The following is a 15,231-nucleotide window of genomic DNA, read 5'->3' on the forward strand; positions in this document are numbered from 1 at the left end:
GCGCCACTTGGTCATTTATCCGCACGGAAAGCAGTTAAAACCGCTTAAACCGGCTTGCTCTGTTGTATTTTTGAAACGCTTGTCAGCCTGCTCAGATAGTGCAAGAGCTGTAAGGAAGCCGAAAGCTCAGCCTGTCACATTGGTCACATATGAAAAAGTCCGGGAGTCGCGTGCCTTTGGATTGTGCGGCGGCTAAACTGGACAAGCAGCTTATTCCTTGGACCCGGATAGATCGATGGCGAATCGAGAAGAGCTGGTGATCATCAGGGGAGCGCGGTCAGGAGACGCCGCAGCCCAGTTGGCTCTGGGCAAACTCTACCTGTTTGGCGGGGCCAGCCTGCCGCAAAACGTGCCGACTGCTTTGCATTGGCTTTGCCGTGCCGCGACCCAGGGGGGGGACGAGGCCTGGCAGCTGATTGGCGCCCATATCCCATTCGAAGTGGCGCGGGGGGCGCGTGCCCAGGCGTTGCCGTGGTATGTGCTGGCCGCCCAGGGCAGGGTTCCCGGTGCGGCACAGGTTCTGGCGCAGTTGCGCGAAATCGAACCCTGTGCGACGGCCGTCGCGCCGGAGCCGGCTTCGTCGCAGAATGAAGCGACCGCAGTGGCTACCGTGGACAAAATGACCATTGCGCCAGCCGCGGACGCCAACCAGGATGCCTGGCGAACCTTGGCGTGCGAAGCGGACGCCGATCCGGGCGAACTCCTGCGCTTGCGCACCCTGGCAGCCCAAAGCGGGGACCGCGATGCGCAATTGGCCTTAGGCCTGGACCTGGCGCGCATGAATAGCGAAGGCGACCGTGTGCAATCGAGCCGCGGCGCTGTCAACTTCAAGCGTGCATTGCGCTGGCTGGCACAGGCTGGCGAGCAGGGGCTGGCCGATGCCTGGTTTGCCATGTCGCGTATTTATGTCCGTCCCGAGTTTTCCCAGCGCAGTGCAAGCGAGGCACAGGCTTGCCTGGAACGCGCGGCGGACATGGGCCATAGCGGGGCGCAGCTGGAATGCGGCATCCACGCCTGGCGTGCGCGGCGCGGCGCCGAGGATAATGATGTGCGGGCCGTGTATTGGCTGCAGAAGGCGGCGGCCCAGGGGAGTTCCGAGGCGCAGCAGGCCTTGGACCGGATTTGCCCGCAGCCATCGTCGTTCGGCTGGGCTGATCCCCTGCTGCCTTTGTTGACGCGGGATTTGCTGAGCAGCCAGCCTTTGCTGGCGGCGCGTATTGAGCTGGCAGCCATGTTCCGGCTGACGCGGGCGGAGGCCTTGCTGCTGGATTTGAAGGCTGCAGACCAGGGGCATTGCCTGGTGGTGGATATCCGCGCCAGTTATGGGCGCAGCAAGCGCAGGCTGGTGCTGGTGCGTACTGCGGCGGAGCGGCAGAAGCTGGATCGGATGGTGCGGCTGTTCGAGCAGGTGGGGGTGGATGTGGAGGGGAATTATCGGCAGCGCCTGTACCGGCTGAAGAGTTGGGTTGGCGCTGATTTGATGGCGGCTGCCTGAACCCGGCATATCTGGGTCAGACCCAAGGGTCAGACCCAGGTTTACCGGGTTTAGATGTTGATCTCGCCCTCAAACACAGTCACCGCCGGCCCCGTCAAATAAACCGGCTGCCCCTCGCCCGCCCAGGCGACCGACAACTGCCCGCCGCGCGCATCGACGCGCACCGGCGAATCGAGCAAGCCGCGGCGAATCCCCGCCACAACCGCCGCGCAAGCCCCCGTACCGCAGGCCAGCGTCTCGCCGGCCCCGCGCTCGAAAACGCGCAGCTTCACATGCTTGCGATCGACCAGCTGCATGAAGCCGGCATTCACCCGCTTCGGGAAGCGTGGATGGTGCTCGATCAGCGGCCCCACCAGTTCCACCGGCGCGGTATCCACATCCGCCACCACCTGCACTGCGTGCGGGTTACCCATCGACACTACGGACACCTGCACCGACTCGCGCTGGCCGCCCAGTTCCAGCACCAGCGGCCACAGGGTTTCGCGGCCCTCCGGCTGGCCTTGCAGGCCCTCAGCATCGAACGGCACTTGCGCCGCTTCGAGCACCGGCGCACCCATGTCGACCGTGATGCTGCCATCTTCTTCCAGGCTCGGCGCGATGATGCCGGCCATGGTATCCACCGTGATCTTGCGCGCCGAGGTCAGGCCTTTTTCAACCACGAACTTGACGAAGGCACGCGAGCCATTGCCGCACTGCTCCACCTCACCGCCATCGTTATTGAAGATGCGGTAGCGGAAATCGCAGCCCGGCTTGTCCGACTTTTCCACCACCAGGATCTGGTCGGCGCCCACGCCAAAGCGGCGGTCGCCCAGGTGCTTCCACTGGGCTGGAGTGAAGTCGATCTTCTGGTTGATGGCGTCAATGACCACGAAATCATTGCCGGCGCCGTGCATCTTGGTGAATTTGAGTTTCATCGTTTGTTCGAATAGAAGGAAGGTTCGCCTTCCGGGCGGGTCTTGAAGCGCTTGTGGGTCCAGAAGTATTCGGCCGGCGCTTCTTTGACGCGTTCTTCAATAAATTCATTCATACGGCGCGTTGCCGCGACCATATCGGGGCCTGGGTAATTCTCCCACACCGGGTAGAACTTCACACGATAGCCTTCGTAATTAGGCAGGAAAGTCGCAATCACCGGCATCACCTGGCCGCCGGTGGAGGCGGCGATGCGCGCGGTAGCGGTCAAGGTGGCGGCGGGAATGCCGAAGAAGGGCACGAATTCGGCATCCTTGTCGCCAAAGTCCATGTCCGGCAGCATGAAGTAGGGCAGCTTTTCCTTCAGTGCGCGGAAGATGGGCTTGATGCCGTCCTGGCGCGTGAACAGCTTGACCGGCTTGAAGCGCGCGCGGCCCATGCGCAGCACCTCGTCGAACACCTTATTCTTTTGCGCGACGTACATGGAAGATGCCGATGCTTCCATGGCGATGGCGGCGCCGCCCACGTCCAGGCAGACGAAGTGGGGGCACAGCAGGATGGTCGGTTTTTCCGTCATCGCAGCGACCGGGACTGCGCCCGGCGGCATGCCGGCGCTGGTCTCAATCTTGATCAGCTTGCGCAGGCGCGCTTCCGGCGCCCACCACAGGATTGAGCGCTCCAGCACGCTGCGCGAATACGCCTGGAAGTGCTGGCGCGCGATTTCGCGGCGCTGCTCTTCCGTCAGTTCCGGCATGGTCAGGCGCAGGTTGGTCAGGGTAATCTCGCGGCGCGGGCCCATCACGATAAACAGCAGGCTTCCCATGCCTTTGCCAATACGGCCGAGCACCGGCAGCGGCAGCCAGTGGAGCAGCCACATCAATCCCAACAGCAGCCTCATGCCGATGCCTCCTGCGCAGCGGCGCCAGGGCCTGCGACGCCGGCGGGTACTTTATAGCGGTTGTAGCTCCAGTAGTACTGGGCCGGGCAGCGCGCGATCAGTTTTTCCATTTCAGCGTTGATGGCGCGCGCCTGGGTGGCGGAATCGCCTTCCAGCGAACCTTCGAACGGCACGAAGCGCACCACGAAGCCTTTGCCGCCCGGCAGGCGTTCGGCGTAGACGATCAGGACCACGGCATCGCCCAGCTGGGCCATCTTGGCCGGCAAGGTCATGGTGTAGGCACTGCGCCCGAAGAAGTCGGCCCACACGCCTTCGCCTTCCTGCGGCACCTGGTCGGGCAGCAGGCCGATCGGCTGGCCTTTCTTCAGGAACTTGGCCAGCATGCGCACGCCGCCCATATTGGCTGGCGCCAGCAGCAGGTTCTTGCGGGCGCGCGCGCCTTCGACCAGCGGCTTCAGGGCTTCCTTGCGCGGCGGGCGGTACATCACCATCAGTTCGGTACGATGGGCAATTTCCTGGGCGGTGATTTCAAAACAGCCCAGGTGCGGGGTCAGGAAGACGATGCCCTTGCCGGCATCCAGGTATTGCTGCACCAGGTCCCAGTTTTCCACGGTGGCGCTGCGGCTTACACGCTGCGGGTCGGCGCACCAGATGAAAGGCAGCTCAAACATGGCCTTGCCGGCCTCGCCCACGGCGCTGCCCAGGTGGGCCGAAAACCCGGCCTGGGCCATATTGCTGCGCATGCGGCGGCGGTAGGAAGGGGACAGCAGATAGACCAGCCAGCCTAGCCCTACGCCGATGGCGTGCAGTACTGGCAGGGGGAAAATGGAGAAAAAGCGGAATATTCTTAACAGCATTTATAAGTATATAAGAGCATTTTATACGTTGCTCTGCACAAAAATTTTTTAAGAAGCGTAAAATACCACGTTGCAGTAGCCGCTGAGTTAACAGACAACTTGCGAGGCGGGATACAAACTTCGCTAAAGCGTCGCAAGCTTTATTGGTTTTGCGACAACGTTATTTTTTGAACCAATCCAGGAGCTTGCGATGTCCAATGATTTCCTTTTCACCTCTGAATCCGTCTCTGAAGGCCACCCGGACAAGGTAGCCGACCAGATTTCCGACGCGATTCTGGATGCTATCCTCACCCAAGACCCAACTGCCCGCGTTGCCGCAGAAACCCTGTGCAACACCGGCCTGGTCGTGCTGGCAGGTGAAATCACCACCCACGCCAACGTGGATTATATTCAAGTAGCCCGCGATACCATCAAGCGTATCGGCTACGACAACACCGAATACGGTATCGACTACAAGGGCTGCGCCGTGCTGGTTGCTTACGACAAGCAATCGCCGGATATCGCCCAGGGCGTCGACGAAGGTGCAGGTATCGACCTCGACCAGGGCGCCGGCGACCAGGGCCTGATGTTCGGCTACGCCTGCGACGAAACCCCGGAACTGATGCCAGCGCCGATTTACTACTCGCACCGCCTGGTCGAGCGCCAGTCGCAGCTGCGCAAGGACGGCCGCCTGCCATGGCTGCGTCCTGACGCGAAATCGCAGGTCACCCTGCGCTACGTCGATGGCCGCCCAGTGTCGGTGGACACCGTGGTGCTGTCGACCCAGCACGCGCCTGAGATGAGCCATTCGCAGATCGAAGAAGCTGTGATCGAAGAGATCATCCGCCCAGTGCTGCCGACCGAATGGATCAAGGACACCAAATTCCTGGTCAACCCGACCGGCCGTTTCGTTATCGGCGGCCCGCAGGGCGACTGCGGCCTGACCGGCCGTAAGATCATCGTCGACACCTACGGCGGCGCAGCTCCGCACGGCGGCGGCGCGTTCTCCGGCAAGGATCCTTCGAAAGTTGACCGTTCGGCAGCCTACGCTGCCCGCTATGTGGCCAAGAACGTGGTGGCTGCCGGCCTGGCGCGCCAGTGCCAGGTGCAGGTGTCCTACGCGATCGGCGTGGCACGCCCGATCAACATCACCGTGTACACCGAAGGCACCGGCGTGATCTCCGACGAGAAGATCGCACAGCTGGTGCAGGAACACTTCGACCTGCGCCCGAAAGGCATCGTGCAGATGCTGGACTTGCTGCGCCCGATCTACGCGAAGACTGCGGCTTACGGTCACTTCGGCCGTGAAGAGCCTGAGTTCAGCTGGGAGCGTACCGACAAGGCGGCAATCCTGCGCGCTGCTGCTGGCTTGTAAACCGACACCCCGGTGCCTGACCCGCAGGGTCAGGCACCGTTACGCGGCTGCCGCTGGCCGAGTGCCTGACCCTGCGGGTCAGGCACTGGTTTACCGGTTCTGGCCGGCACAGTGATACAATCTACCCCCTCCGAGGAGCGCTGCGACCAGCAAGCCTGGCCAGGCTCGGAACATCAACACCGCGCTCACGTTACTTTTTTCAACACACTGAAAGGAGGGCGTGATGAACGCCGTACTCAAAGATTCCCAAGACTACATCATCGCTGACATCGGCCTGGCCGCATGGGGCGAAAAAGAGATCAAGATCGCCGAAACGGAAATGCCAGGCCTGATGGCAATCCGTGAAGAATTCGCTGCTGCGCAGCCGCTGAAAGGCGCGCGCATCACCGGCTCGCTGCACATGACCATCCAGACCGCAGTGCTGATCCGCACCCTGGAAGCACTGGGCGCGCAAGTGCGCTGGGCATCCTGCAACATCTACTCGACCCAGGACCACGCCGCAGCCGCCATCGCAGCCGTCGGCACCCCGGTGTTCGCAGTCAAAGGCGAGACCCTGGCCGACTACTGGGACTACACCCACCGCATTTTCGAATGGCCGGGTGAAGGCGTGTACTCCAACATGATCCTGGACGACGGCGGCGACGCAACCCTGCTGCTGCACCTGGGCGCGCGCGCTGAAAAAGACATCTCGGTCCTGAACAACCCAGGCTCGGAAGAAGAAATCTGCCTGTTCAACTCCATCAAGGCCCACCTGGCCAAGGACGCGACCTGGTACTCCAAGCGCCTGCCGGCAATCCTGGGCGTGACCGAAGAAACCACCACCGGCGTGCATCGCCTGTACCAGATGCACAAGGAAGGCAAGCTCGCCTTCCCAGCCATCAACGTGAACGACTCCGTCACCAAGTCCAAGTTCGACAACCTGTACGGCTGCCGCGAATCCCTGGTGGACGGCATCAAGCGCGCTACCGACGTGATGGTGGCCGGTAAGATCGCCGTTATCGCCGGCTACGGCGACGTGGGCAAGGGTTCCGCCCAAGCGATGCGCGCCCTGTCGGCGCAAGTCTGGGTGACCGAGATCGACCCAATCTGCGCACTGCAGGCTGCAATGGAAGGCTACCGCGTGGTGACCATGGATTACGCCGCTGAACACGGCGACATCTTCGTGACCTGCACCGGCAACTACCACATCCTCACCGAAGCGCACATGCTGAAGATGAAGGACCAGGCGATCGTCTGCAATATCGGCCACTTCGACAACGAGATCGATGTCGCTTCCCTGAAGAAGTACCAGTGGGAGAACATCAAGCCGCAGGTTGACCACGTGATCTTCCCTGACGGTAAGCGCATCATCCTGCTGGCCGAAGGCCGCCTGGTGAACCTGGGTTGCGGCACTGGCCACCCATCGTACGTGATGTCGTCCTCGTTCGCGAACCAGACCATCGCGCAGATCGAACTGTTCGCCAACACCAAGGCGTACCCGGTCGGCGTGTACACCCTGCCTAAGCACCTGGACGAGAAAGTCGCCCGCCTGCAGCTGAAGAAGCTGAATGCGCAGCTGACCACCCTGACCGAAGAGCAGGCAGCATACATCAACGTTAAAGTCGAAGGCCCTTACAAGCCTGAGCACTACCGTTACTAAACCCTGTAAACGCGGGTCAGACCCAAGGGTCAGACCCCTTCTGCGGCTCTGGTAAAGGAAGGGTCAGACCTTTGGGTCTGACCCAGATTTACCGGGTTAACAAATCGAGCAATATTATGCGTTTGGTTCTCACCTGGATAATCAATGCCACCGCGCTCTTCGCGGTGCCTTTCCTGATGCATTCCGTCAATGTCACAAGCATTGGCGCCGCTTTGGTTGCTGCCCTCTTGCTTGGCCTGGTCAACACCCTGGTGCGTCCTGTGCTGCTGTTGCTGACATTGCCCGTTACCGTGCTGTCGCTCGGCCTCTTCATCTTCGTGATCAACGGCTTCATGTTCTGGCTGGTGGCGAAAGTGGTTGAAGGCTTCCACGTCGACAGCTTTGGCTCTGCCATCCTCGGCGCGCTTTTGTACAGCGTGATTTCCTGGGCCTTGTCTACCCTCCTGATGAAAGACAATGATGGCTAACCATAATTTCAGTATTGAGTTCTTCCCGCCGAAAACGCCGGAAGGGGCAGAAAAGCTGCGCGCCGTGCGCGCCAAACTGTCCGAGCTGCACCCTAAATATTTTTCCGTGACCTTCGGCGCCGGCGGTTCGACCCAGCAGGGCACCCTGGACACCGTGCTGGAGATCATGGCTGCCGGCGAAGACGCCGCGCCGCACCTGTCCTGCATCGGCGGTACGCGTGAATCGATCCGCGCCATCCTGCAGCAGTACAAATCGCACGGCATCAAGCGCCTGGTGGCGCTGCGCGGCGACCTGCCATCCGGTTACGGCATGTCGGGCGAATTCCGTTACGCCAATGAGCTGGTGGAATTCGTGCGCGCCGAAACGGGCGACTGGTTCCATATTGAAGTGGCTGCATATCCTGAGATCCATCCGCAGGCGCGTTCGCCGCAGGATGATATGCAAGCGTTTGTCCGCAAGGTGAACGCCGGCGCGAATGCCGCCATCACCCAGTACTTCTACAACGCCGACGCGTATTTCCATTTCGTTGATGCCGCGCAGAAGGCCGGCGTGAATGTGCCTATCGTGGCCGGCATCATGCCGATCACGAACTACACGCAGCTGATGCGATTTTCGGATATGTGCGGCGCGGAGATCCCACGCTGGGTGCGTTTGAAGCTGGCGTCGTTTGGCGACGATTCGGCGTCGATCAAGGCCTTCGGCCTCGACGTGGTGTCGGACCTGTGCGAACGCCTGCTGGCCGGCGGCGCGCCGGGCCTGCACTTCTACTCCATGAACCAGGCCGTCGCCACGACGGCTTTGTGGAACCGTCTGGTCTGAAACCGGTAAACCAGTGTCAGGCACAAGAGCCTGACACTTGCCCGCGGCCGCCGCGGACCGGTGTCTGACCCTGCGGGTCAGACACCGGGTTGCCGGTTTTAGTTTTCAGTAATGATACGGTCGAGCGCCACATCATGCCCATCCGATCCAAACTCCGCCATTAAGCACCGATACGCCACCCCCACGGTGGCCGGGCGCGGTTCACGCGCCAAGGTGCGGTCGTAGAACCCGCCACCGTAGCCAAGCCGGTAGCCTTGCGGATTGTACCCAAGGCAGGGGATCAATAAAGCCGGCGGATATTCCTCTACAATCCGCAGCATGGCCGGCACCGCCACTCCCATCGAATCCTTCACCATCGGTTCCCCGATCGACCACTCGCTGAACGCTAGCGGCGCATGTTTTTCCAGTACCACCGGCAACAGCAATTTCACACCGAGATCCGCCAGCTCCGCGTAACAGGCGTGCAGGTTCGGTTCATCGCGCAGGGGCCAATACACACCCACCGCACCGACACCGGATTCACGCCACCACTGGACCACCTTCGCACCAATTTCCCTGTCCCATTGCGCGCGTGTTTCCGGCGCCAGCGCGCGGCGTGCCGCCAGCATGATCTTGCGCAGTTCCGCCTTGCTGGAGGCTGGCTGGCCGTCGGTGTTGCGTGGTATGCTAGTTGGGCTGGACATATCGTGAATTACCTTGAGAGTCGTACATTGATTTCCACCTCGAAATGGATAGCCGGCGCACTGATGGTCGCAGCATGCGCCGCGTCGCCGATGGCCTTGGCGCAGGATAACGCAAGCGGCAACCGCAAGGAAGATGATGCTTTCCTTCTCTTGCGCGATTCTGTTCGGCGCGACGATGCCGCCAAGGCGGAGTTCTACGCCGCCCAACTGGGCGATTACACAATTCCCTCCTACGTTGATTATTACCGCCTGAAGGCACGGTTCAAGGACGCATCGAATCCTGAAGTGCGCGCCTTCCTGAGCAAATACCAGGGCAGCGCCATCGCTGACCGCATGCGCAACGACTGGCTGCTGGAGCTGGGCCGCAAGCGCGACTGGGCCACCTTCGACGAACAGTATCCACAATTCGTTCTGCAGGACGACACCCAGGTCAAATGCTACAACCTGCTGTCCAAGCTTTCGAAAGGCCAGAACGTCGCCGCCGATGCGCGCGCGCTGCTGGTCTTCCCGCCTTATTACGGCGAAGCTTGCGGCTCCCTGATCGCCTCGCTGGCGCAAGCCGGCCAGTTCACGGAAGACGACTTGTGGACGCAGGTGCGCCTGGCCGGCGAGACCAATTCCACCGGCCCCGCCAAACGCACCGTGCTGCTGCTGAACGGCTCGGACAAGAAAATGGCGCAAGCCGTGGACTTGCCGACGCTGGCGCTGGCCAAGGGCGCAGGCGCCACGCGCGCCGAACATGAAACCTTCCTGGTGGCCGTGGGCCGCAGCGCTCGCACCAGCATGGCCCTGGCCAAAATGGCGCTGGAAAAGAACTCGCCGAAACTGACGCCGCAGGAACGCGCCATCGGCTGGGCCAATATCGCACTGGTCTCGTCCTACTCGTTTGCGCCGGAAACTTCGGGCTATTGGGCCAAGGCCGCAGGCGCCCCGCTGTCGCTGGAGCAGATCCAGTGGAAGACCCGAATCGCCCTGCGTGAGCGCGACTGGAAAACCGTCAAGGCCACCATCGCCGCCATGCCGCAGCAGCTGCGCAAGGACCCGGCCTGGATTTACTGGAACGCGCGCGCCACCGCGGCCGAAGCGGGCAGCAACACGCCGGAAGTGCTGGCTGCTTATCGCAGCATCGCCGACCAATCGAGCTATTACGGCATCCTCGCCGGCGAGGAGCTGGGCACGCTGGTGACCATTCCGCCGCCGGGCGTCGCGCCGACGCCGGCCGAAATGGCCGCCATCGCCGCCAATCCCGGCCTGCAGCGCGCGCTCAAATTCTTCGAGATGCGCCTGCGCTTCGAAGGCACGCGCGAGTGGAACTGGGAAACCCGCAGCCTGAGCGAGCGCCAGCTGATCGCCGCCGCCGAATTTGCGCGCGAAAAGCATGTGCTGGACCGCATGGTGTACACCTCCGAGAAGACCCGTGTGCAGGCCGACTATACGCACCGCTACCCGGTGCCGCATGACGACATCATGCAGCCGACCACCAGCACGCTCGGCCTGGATCGCGCCTGGGTGTATGGCCTGATCCGCCAGGAGTCGCGCTTTGTGATGGATGCGCAATCGGCCGTCGGGGCTTCGGGCCTGATGCAGGTGATGCCATCCACCGGCCGCTGGGTGGCGCGCAAGATCGGGTTGACCGACTTCGTGCAGGGCATGCTGTCGGACGTGAAGACCAATATCCTGCTGGGCGCGAACTATATGAATATGGTCCTGGGCAGCATGGATGGCTCGCAAGTGCTCGCGACTGCCGCCTACAACGCGGGTCCGGGCCGCCTGCGCTCCTGGCGCACGCAGCTGACCAAGCCGATGGACAGCACCATCTTCATCGAGACGATTCCCTATTTTGAAACGCGCGGCTACGTGAAAAACGTGATGGTCAACGCCACCTATTACGCCGCTTTGTTCGAGGGCCGTCCGCAATCGCTGAAGGCGCGCCTGGGCAGCACGGTCACGCCAAAGGGCTACACCGAAACAGAACAACAGGAAGCCGCTTACGGCGGCCGTTAAGCAACCAGAGGAGAACCATGCAGACCACAGAACTCGACCCGAAACTTGCCGAAACCCTGGCCGCTGCGCGCGAACCGGGCCTGACTCTCATCATCGGCAACAAGAACTATTCATCGTGGTCGATGCGTCCTTGGGTGGCGATGAAAGCCTTCAATATCCCCTTCACCGAAGTGCGCGTTCTGCTGGACCAGCCTGACACCTCGAACAATATCGCCAAGTACAGCGCAAGCGGCCGTGTGCCGGTGCTGCTGGCCGGCGAACTGGCGATCTGGGACAGCCTTGCAATCTGCGAATACCTGGCCGAACAATTCCCCGACAAGCCAATGTGGCCGCGCGACGTCGCTGCACGCGCACTGGCGCGCTCGGTGTGCGCCGAGATGCACAGCTCCTTCGGCAGCTTGCGCACCACCATGTCGATGAATATCAAGGGCAGCTATCCGGGCAAGGGCCGCACGCCGGCCACCCAGGCCGACATCGGCCGCATCAGCGAAATGTGGGAAGAGTGCCTGAGCCGCTTCGGCCATAACGATTTCCTGTTCGGCGAGTTCTCGATTGCCGATGCCTTCTTTGCGCCCGTCGTCTGCCGCTTCAAGACCTACGGCGTGGTGCTGCCGCCAGCGCTGGCCGCTTACTGTGAGCGCATGCGCAATCATCCGGCCGTCGACGCCTGGATCGCGGGCGCCCTGGCCGAAACCGAAACCGCGCCATTGCACGACGCGGAGATGCCGGACGACTGATGGTGATGAAGACTTACGTGGTTGGCGGCGCGGTGCGCGATGAATTGCTTGGCTTGCCCGTCAAAGACCATGACCATGTGGTGGTAGGCGCCACGCCGGAAGAAATGGTGAAGGCCGGCTTCCGCCCCGTGGGCAAGGATTTCCCGGTTTTCCTGCACCCGAAAACGCAGGAAGAATATGCCCTGGCGCGCACCGAACGCAAAACGGCGCCTGGCTACAAGGGCTTCGTGTTCCACACCTCCAGCGACGTCACCCTGGAAGAAGACCTGGTGCGGCGCGACCTGACCATCAACGCCATCGCGCGCGGCGATGATGGCACGCTGGTCGACCCTTACAAGGGCCGGCAGGATATCAAGGACCGCATTTTCCGCCACGTGTCCGACGCTTTCGCCGAAGACCCGGTGCGCATCCTGCGCGTAGCGCGCTTCGCCTCGCGATTCCCGGATTTCCGCGTCGCACGCGAAACCAATGCGCTGATGCAGCGCATGGTGGAAGAGGGCGAAGTCGATGCCCTGGTGCCTGAACGCGTCTGGCAGGAAATCGCGCGCGGCCTGATGGAGCAAAAGCCTTCGCGCATGCTGCAAGTGCTGCGCGAATGCAGTGCGCTGTCGCACATCATTCCGGAAATCGGCGACGGCCTGGCCGTGGAGCCGGTGGTTGACCGCTCCGCCGCGCAGGGCGCCGAACTGCCCGTGCGTTTCGCCGCATTGACGCTCGCGCTGCAAGTGCCGCAAGTCGAGCAAGCCAGCAAGCGCCTGAAAGTGCCGGCCGAATGCCGCGACCTGGCGGTGATGACGGCACGCGAGCGCGCCAGTGTTGAAAGGGCGCTGGAGCTGGACGCCGCTGCCCTGGTCAGCCTGTTCGAGCGCAGCGATGGCTACCGCAAGCCCGCCCGCTTCGCGCAGATGGTGGCCGCCGCCGAATGCGCCGGCGCCGCATTGTCTCCGCAGCGCGAGCTGTTGGCCAAGGCGCTCGACGCCGCGCGCGCAGTGAACGCCGGCGAGATCGCCCAGCGTTCGTCGGACCAGCCGCAAAAGATTCCCGAGCTGGTACGCGCAGCCCGCGTGCAAGCGGTGCATGAGGTGCTTGGCGTTTAGGAGGTGCACGATGACGAGCCTTAACTTCTTCCGCAATCCCCTGCGCGGCCTGTTCGGCGGCAAGGACCGGCCGACCGTGCCGGTCAAGGAATTGCGCGAGCGTGACCGGCGCCGCATGCTGAAGCACTTCCTCACGCTGGAGCAGCGCGATCGCCTGCTGCGCTTCGGCAGCCCGGTCAACGACGAACAGATTACGCGCTACGTGGGCGGTATCGACTTCGACCGCGACCTGGTGTTCGGCGTCTACAACCGCATGTTCAAGCTGGTGGCAGTCGGCCACCTTGCCTTTGCCGACCGCGACGCCGACAAGCACAAGGCCACGGAAAAGGACCAGGTGGCTGAATTCGGCGTCTCCGTCTCCAAGTCCGCGCGCGGGCTGGGCATCGGTTCGAAGCTGTTTGAACGCGCCAATATCGCCTGCCGCAACAACGACGTCGATACCCTGTACATGCACTGCCTGTCTTCCAACGCGACCATGATGCACATCGCCAAGAAGGCCGGCATGGCCATCCATCGCGACTACGGCGAAGCGGACGCCTACCTCAAGCTCGGCCCCGCCGACCCGGCCAGCGTGCTGCAGGAAGCGATGGAAGAGCAGCTTGCCTCGCTCGATTACGCGCTAAAAGCCAACGTTCGCGCAGCCACCAAACTCCTCGACAAGATTCCTGGCGTAAAATTGGACGAATAAAGAGGAGGCATTCATGCCGTTCGCCCTGCGCAGCATAATTCTGGCTGTGACAATTGCCGCCGCCCAGGCGCCGGCTTGGGGCGCGCCTCTGAATTTCTGTTACGAAGACATCCCCCAGGCACCGTGGACCATGCCCGACGGCAGCGGCCTGAATATCGAGTTGCTGAAGCGTGCCGCCAAGCTGGCCGGAGAGCAGGTCAACTTCATTGCCCGCCCCTGGCGCCGCTGCGAGGAAGAGACCCGCACCGGCGTGATGGACGCCATGGTCGGCCCCTCGGACAATCCGCGCCGCCGCGTCTACAGCGTCCCGCCGCGCAAGCCGGACGGTACCCAGGATCCTGAGCGCTCCATGTACCGCGACCATGTCGACCTTTACCTGCGCGTAGACAGCGGCGCAAGCTGGGATGGCAAAACCCTGGTCAATCCACGCAAATTGGTGGTGGCGCAGCGCGGCTACTACATTGTGGACATGCTGCAGGCGATGGGACAGAAGGTTATCGATACGCCCAAGTCGGCGGAAGATGGTCTGCGCCTGCTGGCCGCGGGCAGCGCCGACGTGGCCGTATTGATGGGGCGCGAGGCGGAAAACCTGCTGAGAGAAGACCCGCGCTACCAGGGCCGTGTGGTGCTGGCAAAGTTACCCTTTGCCAGCTTCGACTTCCACCTGATGGCGGGCCGCAAATCCTACGACAAGGACCCCAAGCGTTTCGAGGCGATGTGGAGCGCCATCGCCAAGGTGCGCGCTACGGCCGACTACCAGCGGCTGGAACAGTCACTGGTGCGCCAGCACGAACACGAATAATTCACTGCACGGAACACATATTGTTGCAATTGCTGCTGTCCATGGCCTGGATCACCTTGTCCAGGTCAGCGGCAAACGCCGCAGGCACTTTTGCTTTCGTCGCAGCCGCAAGTTGGCGCAGCTGGCGGCGCTGCGCCAACTGCATGATGGATGCGTAGGCCGGCGCCACTTCCGCCATCGTGCCGGACATGCGCCGCAGGTTGGCGTCCTTGATGCCGCTGCCGGTAATCATGGTGAGATAACCGGAATAGGCGCTGAACGCGCCATTCTGGACCTGTCGCACGCCGCCCTTGCGGATGTCGGTGAATTCTTCCGGCGGCAGCGTACGCAGGAAGTCCTCCAGCAACGGCGCCATCCTGGCCTGGCAGCGCAGGGTGAAGGGCATGACGAGGGCCAATTCGTCCTGGTACTCGAAGACGTTGCGCATCGCCACCGCCTGCATGGCGCGCGCCGCAGCCTGCACGTCGTTTTTGTCGATGCCCGCCATGCTTTTATCAAGCCCGTGCAGCATGTAGGACACGCCGATGCGGTTGGCAACGCCGCAGACTTCCATCAACGGCGCCATATCAGCCGAAGTAAAAGGATGTTTGTCCAGGAAGGTTGCGCTGTCGCCGAGGATATCCAGAAGGGCCGGACCGATCGGATCCTTCAGGCGCGGCAACTCCCGCATGGCCTGCAGGGTCTTGCTGGCCTGCAGGTAGGGCTCGAAATCGTGGGCGCCGGCCGGCAGGGCCGCCATGCCGCACAGTGCCGCAAGCAATAGGGAAAAAAGGCGGCTCAT

15 protein-coding genes and 1 riboswitch are annotated in these 15,231 nt (G+C 62.3%); of the genes, 10 read left to right on the plus strand and 5 right to left on the minus strand.

Annotated features, from left to right (window positions below; genetic code table 11):
* Window positions 1-235 precede the first annotated feature (235 nt).
* Window positions 236-1,495, plus strand: coding sequence for a tetratricopeptide repeat protein (locus AC1RTP_RS10015; RefSeq protein ID WP_498607070.1), 1,260 nt, complete (start codon window positions 236-238; stop codon window positions 1,493-1,495).
* 50 nt (window positions 1,496-1,545) lie between these two features.
* On the opposite strand, the gene dapF is transcribed toward AC1RTP_RS10015, so the two are convergent.
* The 3 genes from dapF to AC1RTP_RS10030 are packed head-to-tail and all read right to left on the minus strand — an operon-like array spanning window position 1,546 to window position 4,159.
* Window positions 1,546-2,409: a diaminopimelate epimerase gene (gene dapF / locus AC1RTP_RS10020; protein ID WP_498607072.1), complete on the minus strand. Its 864-nt coding sequence runs from the start codon at window positions 2,407-2,409 to the stop codon at window positions 1,546-1,548.
* Window positions 2,406-3,302: an LpxL/LpxP family acyltransferase gene (locus tag AC1RTP_RS10025; protein ID WP_498607073.1), complete on the minus strand. Its 897-nt coding sequence runs from the start codon at window positions 3,300-3,302 to the stop codon at window positions 2,406-2,408. Before AC1RTP_RS10025 ends, dapF begins: the two co-directional genes overlap by 4 nt.
* Window positions 3,299-4,159 (minus strand): lysophospholipid acyltransferase family protein, encoded by an 861-nt coding sequence (locus AC1RTP_RS10030; protein WP_498607076.1) that lies wholly within the window; start codon window positions 4,157-4,159, stop codon window positions 3,299-3,301. The genes AC1RTP_RS10025 and AC1RTP_RS10030 overlap by 4 nt, the downstream gene beginning before the upstream one ends.
* A gap of 190 nt (window positions 4,160-4,349) precedes the next feature.
* On the opposite strand from AC1RTP_RS10030, the gene metK reads away from it, so the two are divergent.
* From metK to metF, 4 genes are all read left to right on the plus strand, one after another.
* A complete protein-coding gene (metK, locus tag AC1RTP_RS10035) occupies window positions 4,350-5,513 on the plus strand; it encodes a methionine adenosyltransferase (RefSeq protein ID WP_498607078.1) in 1,164 nt (387 codons plus the stop codon).
* 126 nt (window positions 5,514-5,639) lie between these two features.
* Window positions 5,640-5,707: riboswitch (S-adenosyl-L-homocysteine riboswitch) on the plus strand.
* Between the two features lie 29 nt (window positions 5,708-5,736).
* Window positions 5,737-7,152 carry an adenosylhomocysteinase gene (gene ahcY / locus AC1RTP_RS10040; RefSeq protein ID WP_498607080.1) on the plus strand — a complete coding sequence of 472 codons (1,416 nt, stop codon included), beginning with the start codon at window positions 5,737-5,739 and terminating at the stop codon, window positions 7,150-7,152.
* A gap of 116 nt (window positions 7,153-7,268) precedes the next feature.
* Window positions 7,269-7,619 (plus strand): phage holin family protein, encoded by a 351-nt coding sequence (locus AC1RTP_RS10045; protein WP_498607081.1) that lies wholly within the window; start codon window positions 7,269-7,271, stop codon window positions 7,617-7,619.
* The gene (gene metF, locus AC1RTP_RS10050; RefSeq protein WP_498607162.1) at window positions 7,612-8,439 is read left to right on the plus strand and encodes a methylenetetrahydrofolate reductase [NAD(P)H]; all 828 of its coding nucleotides are present in this window, start codon (window positions 7,612-7,614) and stop codon (window positions 8,437-8,439) included. Before AC1RTP_RS10045 ends, metF begins: the two co-directional genes overlap by 8 nt.
* Window positions 8,440-8,537: 98 nt before the next feature.
* Here metF and AC1RTP_RS10055 read toward each other — a convergent pair whose 3' ends face one another.
* The gene (locus AC1RTP_RS10055; protein ID WP_498607083.1) at window positions 8,538-9,122 is read right to left on the minus strand and encodes a 5-formyltetrahydrofolate cyclo-ligase; all 585 of its coding nucleotides are present in this window, start codon (window positions 9,120-9,122) and stop codon (window positions 8,538-8,540) included.
* A 27-nt stretch (window positions 9,123-9,149) separates the two neighbouring features.
* Here AC1RTP_RS10055 and AC1RTP_RS10060 point away from each other — a divergent pair, with 27 nt between their 5' ends.
* Genes AC1RTP_RS10060 through AC1RTP_RS10080 form a run of 5 tightly spaced genes read left to right on the plus strand, consistent with a single transcriptional unit; the run spans window position 9,150 to window position 14,450 of the window.
* Window positions 9,150-11,126, plus strand: a complete 1,977-nt coding sequence (locus AC1RTP_RS10060; RefSeq protein ID WP_498607085.1) for a lytic transglycosylase domain-containing protein — start codon at window positions 9,150-9,152, stop codon at window positions 11,124-11,126.
* 17 nt (window positions 11,127-11,143) lie between these two features.
* Complete coding sequence (locus tag AC1RTP_RS10065; RefSeq protein ID WP_498607087.1) at window positions 11,144-11,863, plus strand: glutathione S-transferase family protein; 720 nt, start codon at window positions 11,144-11,146, stop codon at window positions 11,861-11,863.
* Between the two features lie 5 nt (window positions 11,864-11,868).
* Complete coding sequence (locus tag AC1RTP_RS10070) at window positions 11,869-12,960, plus strand: tRNA nucleotidyltransferase/poly(A) polymerase-related protein (protein WP_498607163.1); 1,092 nt, start codon at window positions 11,869-11,871, stop codon at window positions 12,958-12,960.
* A gap of 10 nt (window positions 12,961-12,970) precedes the next feature.
* Window positions 12,971-13,648, plus strand: coding sequence for a GNAT family N-acetyltransferase (locus tag AC1RTP_RS10075; protein ID WP_498607089.1), 678 nt, complete (start codon window positions 12,971-12,973; stop codon window positions 13,646-13,648).
* A 13-nt stretch (window positions 13,649-13,661) separates the two neighbouring features.
* The gene (locus tag AC1RTP_RS10080; protein WP_498607090.1) at window positions 13,662-14,450 is read left to right on the plus strand and encodes a substrate-binding periplasmic protein; all 789 of its coding nucleotides are present in this window, start codon (window positions 13,662-13,664) and stop codon (window positions 14,448-14,450) included.
* Window position 14,451: 1 nt separating this feature from the next.
* Here the strand turns inward: AC1RTP_RS10080 and AC1RTP_RS10085 are convergent, their stop codons facing one another.
* Window positions 14,452-15,231, minus strand: a complete 780-nt coding sequence (locus tag AC1RTP_RS10085) for a hypothetical protein (protein WP_498607092.1) — start codon at window positions 15,229-15,231, stop codon at window positions 14,452-14,454.

Source organism: Pseudoduganella sp. GW821-FHT11H04, from assembly GCF_058807935.1.